The sequence below is a fragment of the Rhizobium sp. PP-F2F-G48 genome (assembly GCF_004342335.1).
Classification (GTDB): Bacteria; Pseudomonadota; Alphaproteobacteria; order Rhizobiales; family Rhizobiaceae; genus Ferranicluibacter.
The window spans coordinates 115,008-131,021 of record NZ_SLVH01000011.1; the positions used below are offsets into that span (position 1 = coordinate 115,008).

General features: G+C 64.6%; 12 protein-coding genes. 10 read left to right on the forward strand and 2 right to left on the reverse strand.

Translation table 11 applies throughout. The features are described from left to right. Positions 1-9 precede the first annotated feature (9 nt). Positions 10-621 (reverse strand): TetR/AcrR family transcriptional regulator, encoded by a 612-nt coding sequence (locus tag C8J36_RS21095; RefSeq protein ID WP_245506677.1) that lies wholly within the window; start codon positions 619-621, stop codon positions 10-12. A 444-nt stretch (positions 622-1,065) separates the two neighbouring features. Here C8J36_RS21095 and C8J36_RS21100 point away from each other — a divergent pair, with 444 nt between their 5' ends. From C8J36_RS21100 to C8J36_RS21120, 5 genes are all read left to right on the forward strand, one after another. Further along, positions 1,066-2,052 carry an MDR family oxidoreductase gene (locus tag C8J36_RS21100; RefSeq protein ID WP_132537316.1) on the forward strand — a complete coding sequence of 329 codons (987 nt, stop codon included), beginning with the start codon at positions 1,066-1,068 and terminating at the stop codon, positions 2,050-2,052. A gap of 44 nt (positions 2,053-2,096) precedes the next feature. Further along, a complete protein-coding gene (locus C8J36_RS21105; RefSeq protein WP_132537317.1) occupies positions 2,097-2,888 on the forward strand; it encodes an SDR family oxidoreductase in 792 nt (263 codons plus the stop codon). 83 nt (positions 2,889-2,971) lie between these two features. Then, on the forward strand, positions 2,972-4,888 hold the full coding sequence (locus tag C8J36_RS21110; RefSeq protein WP_132537318.1) for a propionate--CoA ligase: 1,917 nt from the start codon (positions 2,972-2,974) through the stop codon (positions 4,886-4,888). A 153-nt stretch (positions 4,889-5,041) separates the two neighbouring features. Continuing rightward, entirely contained in the window at positions 5,042-6,679 is a 1,638-nt protein-coding gene (locus tag C8J36_RS21115) for a GMC family oxidoreductase (protein WP_132537319.1), read from the forward strand. Between the two features lie 68 nt (positions 6,680-6,747). Next, a complete protein-coding gene (locus C8J36_RS21120) occupies positions 6,748-7,677 on the forward strand; it encodes an alpha/beta hydrolase (RefSeq protein WP_132537320.1) in 930 nt (309 codons plus the stop codon). Positions 7,678-7,731: 54 nt separating this feature from the next. On the opposite strand, the gene C8J36_RS21125 is transcribed toward C8J36_RS21120, so the two are convergent. Further along, positions 7,732-9,150 carry an XRE family transcriptional regulator gene (locus tag C8J36_RS21125; RefSeq protein ID WP_132537321.1) on the reverse strand — a complete coding sequence of 473 codons (1,419 nt, stop codon included), beginning with the start codon at positions 9,148-9,150 and terminating at the stop codon, positions 7,732-7,734. A 124-nt stretch (positions 9,151-9,274) separates the two neighbouring features. On the opposite strand from C8J36_RS21125, the gene C8J36_RS21130 reads away from it, so the two are divergent. From C8J36_RS21130 to C8J36_RS21150, 5 genes are all read left to right on the forward strand, one after another. Beyond that, positions 9,275-10,807, forward strand: coding sequence for an acyl-CoA carboxylase subunit beta (locus tag C8J36_RS21130; protein WP_062593938.1), 1,533 nt, complete (start codon positions 9,275-9,277; stop codon positions 10,805-10,807). Between the two features lie 133 nt (positions 10,808-10,940). Beyond that, positions 10,941-12,944 (forward strand): acetyl/propionyl/methylcrotonyl-CoA carboxylase subunit alpha, encoded by a 2,004-nt coding sequence (locus C8J36_RS21135; RefSeq protein WP_132537322.1) that lies wholly within the window; start codon positions 10,941-10,943, stop codon positions 12,942-12,944. Beyond that, positions 12,944-15,085, forward strand: a complete 2,142-nt coding sequence (gene scpA / locus C8J36_RS21140; protein WP_132537323.1) for a methylmalonyl-CoA mutase — start codon at positions 12,944-12,946, stop codon at positions 15,083-15,085. The genes C8J36_RS21135 and scpA overlap by 1 nt, the downstream gene beginning before the upstream one ends. A gap of 8 nt (positions 15,086-15,093) precedes the next feature. Continuing rightward, the gene (gene mce / locus C8J36_RS21145; RefSeq protein WP_132537324.1) at positions 15,094-15,501 is read left to right on the forward strand and encodes a methylmalonyl-CoA epimerase; all 408 of its coding nucleotides are present in this window, start codon (positions 15,094-15,096) and stop codon (positions 15,499-15,501) included. A 256-nt stretch (positions 15,502-15,757) separates the two neighbouring features. Further along, positions 15,758-15,955, forward strand: a complete 198-nt coding sequence (locus C8J36_RS21150; RefSeq protein ID WP_132537325.1) for a hypothetical protein — start codon at positions 15,758-15,760, stop codon at positions 15,953-15,955. Positions 15,956-16,014 lie beyond the last annotated feature (59 nt).

Consider the following 16,014-nt stretch of genomic DNA (forward strand, 5'->3'; position numbering starts at 1 on the left):
GAGATCGCCCTACCCTTTCAGGATCCCGTCCAGAACCCGCATCGTGTCATCGATTTCGGCTTCGACCCGTTCGCGCGGGAAGCCGGCGCTCGCCTTGACGCCGACGGAATGAAGGGTTGCGATCATGAGATTGGCATAGCAGCGGGCCTTGGCGCCGCCCGGATCGGACGCGATGCGTTCGCTGGCCCAGGTCTCGATGCGCCGCTGTTCGCGATCGACCAGATCCCGAAGGACGGCCTTCGCATCGTCGCTGGCATTCGCCTCGGCCGCGAGCACGCAGGCGATCAGGCAGCCGCGGGGCTGCTCGTGATCGTAGAGAAAGCCGACGATGACGTCGCGAAGAGAGGGCTGCTCGAGGTCTTCAGCATTTGCCCGGGGCAGGCCGCGCATGGCGATCTGCTCGTAATAGCGGCCCACCGCCTTGAAGAACAAGGCGCGCTTGTTGCCATAGGCGGCGTAGAGGCTCGGGCGGTTGATGCCCATGGCCTCCGTCAGCGCGTCGATATCGGTGCCGTCGTAGCCCTTTTCCCAGAACACATCGACGGCGCTGTCGAGGGCCGTATCGACATCGAACAATCGCGGCCGGCCGCGCTTCTTTTGCATCTCGATAACGTCCGCCAAGCTCGGCTCCATATTAATTTACCTCACAGTACACAATCCGCTTGACGGAGGCAATGTCCCGCTCTCATAATGTATTCGCCGGTACAGAAGTAGGAGGCTGTACGGGCTCGCGTCGATGCTTCGACGCCGGAAGGGAGGATCGTCCAGAACGGAATATGCCGGGAAGATCGGTGTTTGCTGTGTCGGCCCATTGTGACCCATGGGGGGCCTATGGAGCGGCCCGGGGAGCAGGACATGGCGGCTGGTGGGCTTCGGGGGGAAAGAAACCACCTCCCTCGTTGCCCCTCACATCCCGCACGGCACCGTGTCGATCACCGCGAATTCCGTCTGCGCGCCGCCTCGAAAACATCCTGAACGACAGCGTTCACCCGGTGACGACCGATTGCTGCCCGAGATCGGCCGGCAACGGCAATCCCCGGCAACAGAGACAACAAGGGAAAACCCATGGCCTTCAAGGCACTGCTCGCGACCAAGCCTGGCGACACGATCTCGACTGATGTGGTGACCTTCGACGAGGCGAACCTGATGCCGGGCGACGTGACTGTGGCCGTCGATTACTCGACCGTCAACTTCAAGGACGCGCTGGCGCTCGGCGGCGACCACAACATCATCCAGACCTATCCCCTGATCGCGGGCATCGACCTTGCCGGCACGGTCGAGGCCTCGACCTATCCCGGGATCGCGGTCGGCGACCGCGTCGTCGCCAACAGCTGGGGTCTCAGCCAGACGCATCATGGCGGCTACGCGCAGAAGGCGCGGCTGAGCGGCGACTGGCTCGTCAAACTGCCCGACGCACTCTCCACGAGGAATGCCATGGCGATCGGCACGGCCGGTTACACCGCCATGCTCAGCGTACTGGCGCTGGAACATGGCGGCATCAGGCCAGATCGCGGCGACATTCTCGTGACCGGCGCCAGCGGCGGCGTCGGGTCGATCGCCATCTCGATCCTGTCGGATCTCGGCTACCGCGTTGTGGCCTCGACGGGCCGTCTGGAGGAGACCGACTATCTCCGTGCGCTGGGTGCCGCCGAGGTGATCGACCGCCGGACGCTGTCGGAACCGGGCGCGCCGATCTCCAGCGAACGCTGGGCCGGCGTCGTCGATTCGGTCGGCAGCTATACGCTGGTGAACGCTCTGGCGCAGACGAAATATCGCGGGATCGTGACGGCCTGCGGTCTGGCCCAGGGACTGGACCTTCCGGGCACCGTTCTGCCCTTCATCCTGCGCAACGTCACGCTTGCCGGCATCGATTCCGTCAACGCGCCGCAGGCCGAGCGGCTTCGGGCCTGGTCGCGGCTTGCGACCGACCTCGATCTCGAAAAACTGACGCGGACGGAAACGGTGGTGACGCTTGCCGATGTCGCCGGCGTTGCCGCCGACGTGCTGCAGGGAAAGATCCGGGGACGCACGGTGGTCGATGTGAACGCCTGAGACCCTTTGAGACGAGAAACGACAACGTGTGGGAGGAGAGCACGATGCGACTGCAGAACAAGGTGGCCGTCATCACGGGCGGCGATAGCGGGATCGGGCTGGCCTCCGCCAGGCTGTTTCTCGCGGAAGGCGCGCGCGTCGCGATCATCAGCAACAATCGGAAGACGCTCGACGCGGCCAGCGCGCTTCTCGGCGCCGAGGTGCTGGCGATCGAGGCCGATGTGACGGTGCCGGACACGCTGACGGCGGCGCTGACGCAGGTCGGAGCGCGGTTCGGCCATGTCGATATTCTCCTGCCGGCCGCCGGCATCGCCTCGCCGACCCCGCTTGGGGCAACGACGGCGCAGACGGTCGATCGGCTCCTGTCGATCAACCTCTCCGGCCCGTTTCATACGGTACAGGCCGCGCTGCCCTATTTCCGGCCGGGCGCCTCGGTCATCCTCATGGGGTCGGTCATGGGCTCGCTCGGGCCGGCCGGGCTTTCGATCTATGCGGCGACCAAGGCCGCGATGGTCGGCATGGCGCATGCCATGGCCTGCGAACTGACGCCCAAGGGCATCCGCGTCAACACGATCATCGCCGGCCCGACGGAATCGGCGATCTGGAACGGCCTCGCGGCATCGCCCGGAGAGGCGCGGCAGATGATGGATGGCATCGCCACCACCGTTCCGATGGGCCGGCTGAACACCACCGAAGAGGTGGCGCAGGTTGCGCTGTTCCTGGCCTCCGACCAGTCCAGAACCATCCACGCGGCCGAGCTGGTGGTGGATGGCGGCCTGATCGGCGCGCCGGCCGGACGCATCGATCCGGCCCTTGGCCAAGAGCAGGCGGCGTAAGGGCGCCGGCAATTTTGAGACGACGGAAGCGCGGCGTCGCGGCCAGAGCGGCTGCACGGCGCCTTCCGGGAGGAGGTATCGGGATGACGACCTACAAGGAATTCTATCGCCGTTCGATCGAGGAACCCGATGCGTTCTGGACCGAACAGGCCGGGCTGATCGACTGGCAGCAGCCGTTCGAGCGGGTCTGCGACTATGACCGGCCGCCCTTCGCCGACTGGTTCGTGGGGGGCAAAACCAATCTCTGTCACAATGCCGTCGACCGCCATCTCAAGGATCGCGCCGACCAGCCGGCGCTCGTGGCCGTCTCCACCGAGACCGGCGACGAGACGACGTTCACCTATCGCGATCTGCATGCCGAGGTGCAGACCATGGCGGCGATCATCCGGTCGCTGGGCGTGAAAACGGGCGACCGGGTGCTGATCTACATGCCCATGATCCCGCAGGCGGTTTTCGCCATGCTCGCCTGCGCCCGGATCGGCGCGGTCCATTCCGTCGTCTTCGGCGGGTTTGCGAGCCCGAGCCTTGCCAGCCGGATCGACGACGCCAAGCCTGCGCTCATCATCAGCGCCGACGCGGGATCGCGCGGCGGCAAGATCATTCCCTACAAGCCGCTCCTCGACAGGGCGCTGGACCTCGTCACGATCCCGCAGCCGCCGGTGCTGATCGTCGATCGCGGCCTGGCCGAGGCACCCTTGCGCGACGGCCGCGACGCATCCTACGCCACGCTCCGGTCCGCCTTCGCGGGTGCGACGATCCCCTGCGTCTGGCTGGACTCGCGCGCGCCGAGCTACACGCTCTACACCAGCGGCACGACGGGCACGCCGAAGGCGGTGCAGCGCGATACCGGCGGCTACGCCGTGGCGCTGGCGGCGAGCATGAAGCACATCTTCCGCGGCGCGCCCGGCCAGACCTTCTTCTGCACCAGCGATATCGGCTGGGTCGTCGGCCACAGCTACATCGTCTACGCCCCGCTGATCACAGGCATGACGACGATCCTTTACGAAGGCCTGCCGACGAAACCGGATACCGGCATCTGGTGGCGGCTGGTCGAGAAATACAAGATCACCGGCATGTTCAGCTCGCCGACGGCCATCCGGGTGATGAAGCAATACGCACACGAGCCGATCTTCGCCTCCGACCTTTCGAGCCTGCAGAACCTGTTTCTGGCCGGCGAACCGCTCGACGCACCCACGGCGAAATGGATCAACGACGCTCTGGGCACGCCGATCATCGACAATTACTGGCAGACCGAATCCGGATGGCCGATCCTGGCGCTGGCGAACGCCGTGGAAACATCCGAGACCCGGTTCGGCTCCCCGGGCGTACCGATGTACGGCTATCGCGTGCGGCTGCTCGACGAGGAGAACGGCGAGGACATCACCGTCGCCAACCGCAAGGGCCTGATCGTGATCGAAGGCCCGCTTCCCCCCGGCTGCATCCAGACCGTTGCCGACGACGATGCGCGGTTCGTCTCGACCTACTGGTCGAAGTTCGCCGGACGCTACGTCTACTCGACCTTCGACTGGGGCGTGCGCGACGAGGACGGCTACTACTTCGTCCTCGGGCGTGTCGATGACGTCATCAACGTCGCCGGACACAGGCTGGGCACGCGCGAGATCGAGGAGAGCGTCTCCGGTCACTCGAACGTTGCCGAAGTGGCGGTCGTCGGCGTCAGCGATGCCTTGAAGGGCCAGGTCGCGGTCGCCTTCGTCACGGTCAAGGACAGGCAAGCCATTGCCTGCGCCGAGGATGCGACACGGCAACGGCAGGAGATCCTGAAACGGGTCGAGCAATCGCTCGGTGCGATCGCACGACCGGCCGCGGTCCATTTCGTCTCGGCCCTGCCGAAGACGCGATCGGGGAAGCTCCTGCGACGGACGATCCAGGCGATCTGCGAGGGGCGCGACCCCGGCAATATCACGACCATCGAGGACCCCGGCGTCCTCGATGCGGTCGCGGAGGTCGTCAGGCCGGCCGCCGCGCTGCAGCGGCAATAGAACGAATCCGGCGAAAACAGTTTTTCGTCCGGATCTGCAATGAAAACATAGACAGAGCGACGGTCTGCGGTTCGAGGAAACGCGGAAACGCTCTGGCGTGGAGAACGCCTGGTCTTTGCGGCTTGGATCAACGGGATGAAGGAGGAGGACACCATGGCAACGCATGCGCTCGACTATGACTGGGTGATCATCGGCTCCGGCTTCGGCGGCAGCGTCTCGGCGCTGCGACTGGCCGAAAAGGGATATCGGGTCGCCGTCATCGAAAAAGGCAAACGCTACGAGGACAAGGACCTGCCGACATCCGATCTGGACAAGCAGCGCTTTGTCTGGGACCCGGCCCACAAGCTCTACGGCATCATGCAATCCGTGCTGTTTCGCCATATCCTGACGGGCGCGCAGACCGGCGTCGGCGGGGGAAGCCTGATGTATGGCGGCGTGCTGTTTCGCGCGCAGACGGGCTTTTACGACGATCCGCAATGGCGCGGCATCCAGAGCTGGGAGCAGACGCTGAAGCCGCATTACGCCGAGGCGGAGCGCATGCTGGGCGTCAGCCTGCCGCAATGGGACTCGGTCGCCATGGGCCTGATGCGGGAGGTGGCGCAAGAGTTCGGCACGAAGGACAGCTTCGCACTGTCCCCGACCGGCGTGTTCTTCGGGGAACCGGGCAAGACGGTCGCAGACCCCTATTTCGGCGGCGAGGGACCGGCGCGCACCGGCTGCATGCGCTGCGGCGAATGCATGGGCGGCTGTCGGGCCGGGGCCGCAAACCGGCTGACCAAGAACTACCTCTGGTTTGCCGAGAAGAAGGGCGTGCAGGTTCTTCCCGAACAGGAGGTGGTCGAGGTCACGCCGATCGGCGCGGCGGACGGCGGCGACGGCTACCGGATCGTCACGACGCACCATGACGCGGCGGCACGGGACACGCGGACATCCTATACGGCCCGCGGCGTCATCTTCGCGGGCGGCGCCGTCGGGACCAACGAACTCCTCGCGCAGTGCAAGCATGGCGGCTTGCTGCCGCGCATCAGCGACCGCCTCGGCGATCTCGTGCGCACCAACAGCGAGGTGATCTATTCCGTTCAGTTTCCGGAGGATATCGGTTCCTGGCGCGATGTGACGGCCAGCAGCCGGGTGCTGCTCGACGGCGACACGCAGATCGAACTCCTGACGCTCGGGCCGAAGGCGGGCGCACAAAGGCCGATCTGGACCTTCATGCCGGGCGGCGCACCATCCGGGCGCCGCGTCGTCAAATGGCTCGGACAGGTGCTGCGCCACCCCCGCGCCTGGGTGCACTCGCTCCGCAAGGAGGGCTGGGGCGCGCGTACCATGCTGATGCTGGTGATGCAGACGCGGGACAACGGCATCCGCCTTCGGGCAAAGAAGCGCCGCTTCGGCAAGGGCTTTCGCCTCGTCAGCGAGGCCGATCCGCAGCGCCCGGCGCCGAACTATATCGAGATCGGCGACAAGGTCATCCGCTGGCTGGCCGAGCGCACCGGCGGCATTGCCCAAACCACCGTCTTCGACGCCGTCCTCGGCATCCCGAACACGGGCCACCTCCTCGGCGGCGCGGCGATCGGGGCGAATGCGGAGAGCGGCGTGATCGACGCGGACCTCAAGGTCTTCGGCTATCGCAACATGCTCGTCTGCGATGCCTCAGCGATGCCGGCCAATCCGGGCGTCAACCCGGCGCTGACGATCACAGCGCTTGCCGAATACGCCATGTCGAAGATCCCCGCAGCCGTTGCCGACGACGCGCAGACCGGACCCCTGCATCTGCAGCCGGCCGGCTGAACCGGAGACGGCGCCGACAGGCGCGCCGGACCCACATCCTCGAAACCATCACGACAAGGAGAACATCGATGACGGACAGAACCGTAACCCTCAGCCCCCAGGCGCTGGCCTTCGAACAATTGCTCGCTGCCGGCGGTACGCCGCCGGGCCAGATCGACGCCATCCGGCTCGGCGCCGAACGGCTTCATCTCGCGGCAAGCGAACCGGAAGGCGTGACCTATCGCGAAGTCGATGCCAATGGCGTGCCGGCCATCTGGGCGCAGCCGAAAACGGCCGATAACAGCTTCGTGCTTCTCCACGCCCATGCGGGCGGCAGCGTGACGACATCGGCCGCGGTCGATCGCAAGCTGGCCGGCCATATCGCGACGGCCGTCGGCGTGCCGGCGCTGGTGCTCGACTATCGCCGCGCGCCGGAACACAAATACCCGGCCCAGGTCGACGACGTCGATGCCGCCTTCGAGTGGCTGCTGTCGCAGGGCTTTGCCGCCGAGAACATCATCACCATCGGCCATTCGATCGGCGGCTTCCTGTCGGCGGCCGTCGCGCTGCGCCGGCGGGATGCCGGCAAGTCGCTGCCGGGCGCCGTGGTCTCGATCTCGCCCTGGTGCGACCTGGAGATCGCCAACCCAGCGATCGAGGCCAATGCCGGCACCGACAAGCTTCTGAGCCGTCAGATCCTCGAATTCTTCCGCGATGCCTGGGTCGGCGGGACCGATGTCGCGTTTGACGATGTCCGGATCAACCTCAACAAGGCCGATCTCGCCGGCCTGCCACCGACGCTGGTCTCCTGGGGAACCTACGAGGTGCTTGCCGGCGAGGACGAGATCTTTGCCGAACGCCTGAAGGCCGCCGGTGTGCGCACCGAGGTCCTCCCGGTCGCCGGCGGGCAGCATTCCTATGTCTGGGCCGCCGGCCGCGTTCCCGAAAGCGATGCCGCCATCGCCCACATCGCCAAATGGCTGCGCGCCACCCTGCCGATCAAGCCGAAGGCGGCGTAAGGGAAACGAGACACGTCGTCGTCGCGCGGCACGTTCTGCGCGGCGACGAGACGCTCACGCCTCTTCGATGGTGTAGGGCAGCACGTCTCTCCGGTCGTGATCGACATGAAGTTTCCGCATGAGCGGCGGTACCGCGCGCTGCGGGCATGTCAGACGCTCGCAGATCCGGCAGGAAATACCGATCGGCGCGAAACCGGTCCGTCCCGACGTCTCCAGGTCGTCCGCATAGACGAAGGCGTGGGCATAGGAAATCTCGCAGCCGAACGCGATGGCATAGCGCGGCTGCGGGCTGTGAAACCCGGCGCCGGACTTGGTGACCTGCGTTGCCAGACAGAGATAGCGCGCGCCGTCGGGCGTTTCCGCCAACTGGCGGATGATCCGCCCCTGCGCCTCGAAGGCTTCATGAACGTTCCAAAGCGGACAGGCGGCGCCGAACCGCGCGAACTGAAGCTTGGTCGCGCTATGTCTTTTGGTGATGTTGCCGGCGCGATCGATCCGGGCGAAAAAGACCGGAATGCCCTTGTTGCCCGGGCGCTGGAGCGTGCTCAGACGATGGCAGACCTGCTCCAGGCTCGCGCCGAACCAGGCGGCGAGAAGATCGAGATCATGGCGCAGGGTCTTGGCCACCGAGAGAAATGCGCCATAGGGCAGAAGCAGCGCGCCGGCGAAATAGTTCTGCAGCCCGATCTTGCAGATCTCGGCCGCCTCCACCGTCCGGAAATTGGCATCGCGCGCGATCAGATCGATAAGCTGGCGGGCATGAAGCTGGGCGATCTGCAGGGCGATCTGGAAATCGCGCGTGGCCGGCGGCGCATAGCGGTTGATGGAGAGGATGCCTGCCGAGCGGTCGAACCGGCGCAGCGCATCGTTTTCGGACGGAGCCCAGCGCACCTCGATCTGGAACCTGGTCTTGAGATACCGCGTGAGAGCCGAGTAGCTGTCGGCCTCGCCCAGCCCGATCTCGGCCGCCAGGCGTTCCGCCTCGATATCCAGCGCGTGAATATAGTTGTCGAGGAAATGAAAGAAGTCCCGGACTTCCTCGTAGGACGTCGTTTCCGCCAGCGACGCGGATCTCCCCAGACTGTCGCTGAGGCTGGCGAGCTGCTCGCTGTTGCGCCGAAAGCCCTGGTGGACGCGGATAAAGGCGCGGGCGAAGTTCGGCGCCCCCTGGGTGACGAGTTTCATTTCCTGCGCGGTGGGCGCGAGATTTTCGAAGACGGGATCGTTCAGTGCTTCCGAGAGCGCCGACAGCAGCCGGTCGCCCTCGCCCGACGACAGCTCGCTCATATTGATCTGGAATTTCTCGGCGAGCGCCACCAGCACCGTCGCGGACACCGGCCGCTGGTTGTTTTCGATCTGGTTGAGGTAGCTCGTGGAGATACCGATCCGCTCGGCGAACTGGGCCTGCGTGGCCTTGTTCGCTTCCCGCAACTCGCGGACCTTTCGTCCGATGAACAGCTTGCCGACGCTCATGTTCGCAACTTTGCAAAGTTATGTTTGCATCTTTATAATTTATACATGCGCGCCCGTTCAAGTGTTTTGTGAAACACGGATCTGCGCTAGAACGAGGCTATCGAATGGGACGCGGGAAGAGAACATGAGAACGGTGCTCGAACAGCTTGAATCGCGACGTGCGGAAGCCAGACTCGGTGGCGGCCAGAAGCGGATCGATGCCCAGCACGCCAAGGGCAAGCTGACCGCGCGCGAACGCATCGAGGTTCTTTTGGACGAAGGCTCGTTCGAGGAATACGACATGTACGTGACACACCGGGCCGTCGATTTCGGAATGGCCAGCCAGAAGATCGCCGGCGATGGCGTGGTGACCGGCTGGGGCACGATCAACGGGCGGCAGGTCTATATCTTCTCGCAGGATTTCACCGTCCTCGGCGGATCGCTCTCGGAGACCCATGCCCAGAAGATCTGCAAGATCATGGACATGGCCCTGAACAACGGCGCACCGGTGATCGGACTCAACGATTCGGGCGGCGCCCGCATCCAGGAAGGCGTCGCATCGCTTGCCGGCTATGCCGACGTCTTCAAGCGCAATGTCGAGGCCTCCGGCGTCGTTCCGCAGATCTCCGTCATCATGGGGCCGTGCGCGGGCGGCGCCGTCTACTCGCCGGCCATGACCGACTTCATCTTCATGGTGCGCGACAGCTCCTATATGTTCGTCACGGGTCCGGACGTCGTGAAAACCGTCACGAACGAGATCGTGACGGCAGAAGAGCTGGGGGGCGCGCGGACCCACACCACCAAGTCGTCCGTGGCGGACGGCGCCTTCGAGAACGATGTCGAAGCGCTCGAACAGGTCCGCCTGCTGTTTGATTTCCTGCCGCTCAACAATCGCCAGCAGGCCCCGATCCGGCCGTTCTACGACGATCCGGCGCGCCTGGAGCATCGCCTCGACACGCTGGTTCCGGATTCCTCGAACAAGCCCTACGATATGCGGGAGCTGATCCTCGCGCTCGCAGACGAAGCCGATTTCTTCGAGATCCAGGAAGCTTTCGCCAGGAACATCATCACAGGCTTCCTGCGGATCGAAGGCCAGTCGGTCGGCGTCGTCGCCAATCAGCCGATGGTGCTGGCCGGGTGCCTGGATATCGATGCTTCGCGCAAGGCGGCCCGTTTCGTCCGCTTCTGCGACGCCTTCAACATTCCCATCCTGACGCTCGTCGATGTTCCCGGCTTCCTTCCCGGCACCTCGCAGGAATATGCCGGCGTCATCAAGCACGGCGCGAAGCTGCTGTTTGCCTATAGCCAGGCGACCGTGCCGATGGTGACCCTGATCACCCGCAAGGCCTATGGCGGCGCCTACGACGTCATGGCGTCGAAGCATATCGGCGCCGACGTCAACTATGCCTGGCCGACGGCGGAGATCGCGGTCATGGGCGCCAAGGGCGCGACCGAAATCCTCTATCGCTCGGAGCTTGGCGACGCTGAAAAAATCGCCGCGCGGACGAAGGAGTATGAGGAACGCTTCGCCAATCCCTTCGTCGCCGCCGAACGGGGCTTCATCGACGAGGTGATCATGCCCCATTCCTCCCGCCGGCGCATTGCCCGCGCCTTTGCCTCGTTGCGCAACAAGCGCAGCGACGTGCGATGGCGCAAGCATGACACCATACCCTTGTGAGGCGGCATGACCGGAGCCCTGACCGTGCGGGATGTGTTTCCGCCGAACTCTGAGAGTATAACCATTGGCGGCGTTTCCATCACCTTGGATCGGACCGCTCGAACGCCAGACACCTTCACGCGCGGGATGCCCGATGTTTAGAAAAATTCTGATCGCAAACCGCGGTGAAATTGCCTGCCGGATCATCAAATCCGCGCGGAAGCTCGGCATTGCCACCGTCGCCGTCTATTCGGATGCGGATGCGGACGCGCTGCATGTGAAGATGGCGGACGAGGCCGTGCATATCGGCCCGTCCCCCTCCAGCCAGTCCTATATCGTCATCGACAACATCCTCGACGCCATCCGCCAGACGGGCGCCGATGCCGTGCATCCCGGCTATGGTTTCCTGTCGGAGAATGCGGCGTTCGCCGAAGCCCTGGAGAAGGCAGGCGTCACCTTCATCGGGCCGCCGGTCAAGGCCATCCTGGCGATGGGCGACAAGATCACCTCCAAGAAGCTTGCCGCCGAAGCCGGCGTGTCCACGGTGCCCGGTCACATGGGGCTGATCGCGGACGCGGCCGAGGCGGTCACGATCTCCGCATCGATCGGCTATCCCGTGATGATCAAGGCCTCGGCCGGCGGCGGCGGCAAGGGGATGCGGATCGCCTGGAACGACGACGAGGCGCGCGAAGGTTTTCAATCCTCGAAGAACGAGGCGAAGGCCTCCTTCGGCGACGACCGGATCTTCATCGAGAAGTTCGTGACCCAGCCGCGCCATATCGAGATCCAGGTGCTTGGCGACACGCACGGCACCGTGCTCTATCTCGGCGAACGCGAATGCTCCATCCAGCGCCGCAACCAGAAGGTCATCGAGGAAGCCCCCTCCCCCTTCATCGACGAAGCGACGCGACGCTCGATGGGCGAGCAGGCGGTCGCCCTCTGCCAGGCTGTCGGCTACCACTCTGCGGGGACGGTGGAATTCATCGTCGATGGCGACCGCAATTTCTACTTCCTCGAGATGAACACCCGGCTTCAGGTCGAGCACCCGGTCACCGAGCTGGTGACGGGGATCGATCTCGTCGAGCAGATGATCCGGGTTGCGGGCGGCGAGAAGCTGAGCCTCGCGCAGGACGATATCACGCTGAACGGCTGGGCCATCGAAAGCCGTCTCTATGCGGAAGATCCCTACCGCAACTTCCTGCCCTCCATCGGCCGCCTGTCGCGCTACCGCCCGCCGCTCGAAGGCGTGAAGGCCGACGGAACGATCGTTCGCAACGACACCGGCGTCTTCGAGGGCGGCGAGATCTCGATGTATTACGATCCGATGGTTGCCAAGCTCTGCACCTGGGCGCCGGATCGTCTCCGGGCCATCGACGCGATGAGCGATGCGCTCGATCATTTCGACGTGGAAGGGATCGGCCACAATCTGCCGTTCCTGTCCGCCGTCATGCAGCATCCCCGGTTCCGCTCCGGCAAGATCACCACGGCCTTCATCGCCGAGGAGTTTCCCGACGGGTTCCACGGCGTCGCCCCGGATGCGGATGCCGCGCGAAAACTCGCCGTGGTCGCCGCCTTCGCCAACCATGCCATCCAGAGCCGCGCCGTGCAGATCTCGGGAACGATCGGCAACCATCAGAGGATCGTCGGCCGAAAATGGGTGGCGGTTCTCGCTGGCCACGCCTTCGATCTGGAGCTGTCCCCGACGGCGGAGGGGGCGACGGTCACCTTTGCCGACGGACCGCCCGTCGCGGTCGCGAGCGCCTGGCTTCCGGGCAAGAGCCATGATCGCTTCGTGATCGACGGCGAAGAGATCGGCGTGAAGATCGCGAAATCGGGCACCGGCCTGCGCCTGCGCTGGCGCGGCATGGATGTGGTCGCCCATGTGCGCGAGCCGCGCGTGGCGGAGCTCGCCCGGTTGATGCCGGTGAAGGCGCCCGCGGACACGTCCAAGATGCTGCTCTGCCCCATGCCCGGCATCCTCACCTTCCTTGCGGTGCAGGAGGGCGAGGAGATCGAGGCCGGACAGGCGCTTGCGACCGTCGAGGCGATGAAGATGGAGAACACGCTGCGGGCGGAAAAACGCGGCACGGTGAAACGCATCGCCGCGGCGGCCGGGCAGAGCCTTGCCGTCGACGAGCTGATCATGGAGTTCGCGTGATGTCTAGGGATAAGACCGTTGCGGACTGGGAGGCTCTGGCCGAACGCGAGGTGAAGGCGCCGGCCGAGACGCTCGTCTGGCACACGCCCGAAGGGATCGACGTCAAGCCGCTCTACACCCCGTCGGATCTCGACGGCGCCGACCATCTGGGTTCGCTGCCGGGATTTGCGCCGTTTACGCGCGGCCCCCGCGCCACGATGTATGCGGGTCGCCCCTGGACGATCCGGCAATATGCCGGCTTCTCCACGGCCGAAGCGTCGAATGCGTTCTACAAGCGCAATCTGGCGGCGGGTCAGAAGGGCCTGTCCGTCGCTTTCGATCTTGCCACGCATCGCGGCTATGACAGCGATCATCCGCGGGTCGAAGGCGATGTCGGCAAGGCCGGGGTGGCGATCGACAGCGTCGAGGACATGAAGATCCTGTTCGACGGCATCCCGCTCGACGAGATGTCCGTCTCCATGACCATGAACGGCGCCGTCATCCCGATCCTTGCGAATTTCATCGTCGCGGGCGAGGAGCAGGGCGTGCCGCGCGCGCAATTGTCGGGGACCATTCAGAACGATATTCTGAAGGAGTTCATGGTCCGCAACACCTATATCTATCCGCCGGAACCCTCGATGCGGATCATCGCCGACATCATCGAATATACGGCCAAGGAAATGCCGCGCTTCAATTCGATCTCGATCTCCGGCTACCACATCCAGGAGGCCGGATCGACGCTGGTGCAGGAACTGGCCTTCACGCTGGCGGACGGTCGCGAATATGTCCGGGCGGCGATCGCCAAGGGCCTCGCGGTCGACGACTTCGCCGGCCGCCTGTCGTTCTTCTTCGCGATCGGGATGAACTTCTTCATGGAGGCCGCCAAGCTCCGCGCCGCGCGTCTCCTGTGGTCGCGCGTCATGGCCGACTTCCATCCGAAGAAGCAATCGTCCCTGATGCTGCGGACGCATTGCCAGACGTCCGGCGTGTCCCTGCAGGAGCAGGACCCGTACAACAACATCATCCGCACGGCCTACGAGGCGATGTCGGCCGTCCTTGGCGGCACGCAGTCCCTGCACACCAATGCGCTGGACGAGGCGATCGCCCTGCCGACGGAGTTTGCCGCGCGCATCGCACGCAACACCCAGCTCATCCTGCAGCACGAGACGGGCGTGACGAACGTAGTCGATCCCCTCGCCGGCTCCTATTACGTGGAAAGCCTGACCAAGGAACTCGCAGACAAGGCCTGGGCCCTGATGGAAGAGGTCGAGGCCCTGGGCGGCATGACGAAGGCCGTTGCAACCGGCATGCCGAAGAGACGGATCGAGGAGGCCGCGACGCGCCGGCAGGCGACCGTCGATCGCGGCGAGACCGTCATCGTCGGCGTCAACAAATACCGGCTCGAAAATGAGGATCCGATCGACATTCTGGACATCGACAATGCCGCCGTTCGCGCGGCCCAGGTCCGGCGCATCGAGGATACGAAGCGCCGGCGCAATTCGGAGGCGGTGGCCGCGGCGCTCGCGGTCCTGACAGGCATCGCCCGCAGCGGCGAGGGAAACCTGCTGGCCGCGGCCGTGGACGCCGCACGGGCCCGCGCGACGATCGGCGAGATCACCGATGCCATGCGGGTCGTCTTCGGAGACCATACGGTCGTTCCCGAGGTGGTGACCGACGTCTACGGCGCGGCCTACGAGAACGATCCGGAATATGCGACACTCGTCGGCCGGCTCGGCGAACTGGCGCAGACGCTGAGCGTCAAGCCGAAGATCATGGTGGCGAAACTCGGACAGGACGGTCACGATCGCGGCGCCAAGATCATCGCCTCGGCCTTCGGCGATATCGGTTTCGACGTTCTCGCCGCACCTTTGTTCCAGACGCCGGACGAAGCCGCCGAGATGGCCGTCCGACACAAGGTCCACGTCGTCGGCATGTCGTCGCTTGCGGCCGGCCACAAGACGCTTGCGCCGCAGCTCGTCGCGGCCCTCAAGGCGCGCGGCGCGGCCAACGTCATCGTCGTCGTCGGCGGCGTCATTCCCCGCCAGGACTACGACTTCCTGCTTGAAAACGGCGTCTCCGCCGTGTTCGGTCCCGGCACGAACGTGCTCGAAGCGGCCCGCGCCGTGATCGATCTCATGCAGGGCAAATTGCGCAATCAGTGAGGTCGAACATGCTGGGCTCTCTAAACCACGTCGCCATCGCCGTGCCGGATCTGACGGCGGCCATCGCCGTTTATGAAAAGCTCGGCGCGACCATCTCCGCACCGCAGGCACTTCCCGAACACGGCGTGACCGTCGTGTTCATCCAGCTTCCCAATACCAAGATCGAGCTTCTCCATCCCCTAGGCGAGAATTCGCCCATCGCGGCGTTTCTTGCGAAGAACCCCGCAGGCGGCATCCATCATCTCTGCTTCGAAGTCCCCGACATCGGCGAGGCACGGGACAGGGTGATCGAAAACGGCATCCGCGTGCTCGGGACCGGCGAGCCCACCATCGGCGCCCATGGTCTCCCGGTCCTGTTCCTCCACCCCAGGGACATGTTCGGAACCCTGGTCGAGCTGGAACTCGCCAAGCCCTGAGGCCGCCTCTCAGCCTCAGTCGGGGTTCTGCCCCTTGGAATGAACGATTGACGTTCCCTATTTCCACACCCGCACAACTTGTCTTTGCAAATGAACGACTTTCGTTCCGCCAGATCAATTCGGGCTTGCTCCTTAAGAGTTTGCTTATCGAAAAGGCAATGAAATGATCCGATGATGAGGCATAGCAGCGGAAAACGTCGCGGTGGCCTCCACCCTGATCTCCGTTGGACACGCCCATTCAATCGGAGGCATCGTCATGAACAAAGTTGTGTTTCTGCCCATTCCGCAGCGCAATCCGCAAGACCCGATGGATGAACTGGCAACGCTCATTCAGAATTCCGACTTGCCGGACCTCCTCAGCGAGCTCGAAGCAAAACTCGGCGTCATCCTCGACTATACGAAGTCGTTCCAGACGATCTCGGATGCTGCAAAGCGACCTTCAACAGACGTCTAGAGAGCAACCCGTATTGTTTCTCTTGATGAAATCGATTTCAGAACGAAGTGCCCGTCCGA

Excerpts from the sequence above, each read along its gene's own strand:
- C8J36_RS21115 (WP_132537319.1), top strand. The coding sequence starts at position 5,042 with ATGGCAACGCATGCGCTCGACTATGACTGGGTGATCATCGGCTCCGGC.
- C8J36_RS21150 (WP_132537325.1), top strand. The coding sequence starts at position 15,758 with ATGAACAAAGTTGTGTTTCTGCCCATTCCGCAGCGCAATCCGCAAGAC.
- C8J36_RS21130 (WP_062593938.1), top strand. The coding sequence starts at position 9,275 with ATGAGAACGGTGCTCGAACAGCTTGAATCGCGACGTGCGGAAGCCAGA.
- C8J36_RS21125 (WP_132537321.1), bottom strand. The coding sequence starts at position 9,150 with ATGAGCGTCGGCAAGCTGTTCATCGGACGAAAGGTCCGCGAGTTGCGG.
- C8J36_RS21105 (WP_132537317.1), top strand. The coding sequence starts at position 2,097 with ATGCGACTGCAGAACAAGGTGGCCGTCATCACGGGCGGCGATAGCGGG.
- mce (WP_132537324.1), top strand. The coding sequence starts at position 15,094 with ATGCTGGGCTCTCTAAACCACGTCGCCATCGCCGTGCCGGATCTGACG.
- C8J36_RS21100 (WP_132537316.1), top strand. The coding sequence starts at position 1,066 with ATGGCCTTCAAGGCACTGCTCGCGACCAAGCCTGGCGACACGATCTCG.
- scpA (WP_132537323.1), top strand. The coding sequence starts at position 12,944 with ATGTCTAGGGATAAGACCGTTGCGGACTGGGAGGCTCTGGCCGAACGC.
- C8J36_RS21135 (WP_132537322.1), top strand. The coding sequence starts at position 10,941 with ATGTTTAGAAAAATTCTGATCGCAAACCGCGGTGAAATTGCCTGCCGG.
- C8J36_RS21120 (WP_132537320.1), top strand. The coding sequence starts at position 6,748 with ATGACGGACAGAACCGTAACCCTCAGCCCCCAGGCGCTGGCCTTCGAA.
- C8J36_RS21110 (WP_132537318.1), top strand. The coding sequence starts at position 2,972 with ATGACGACCTACAAGGAATTCTATCGCCGTTCGATCGAGGAACCCGAT.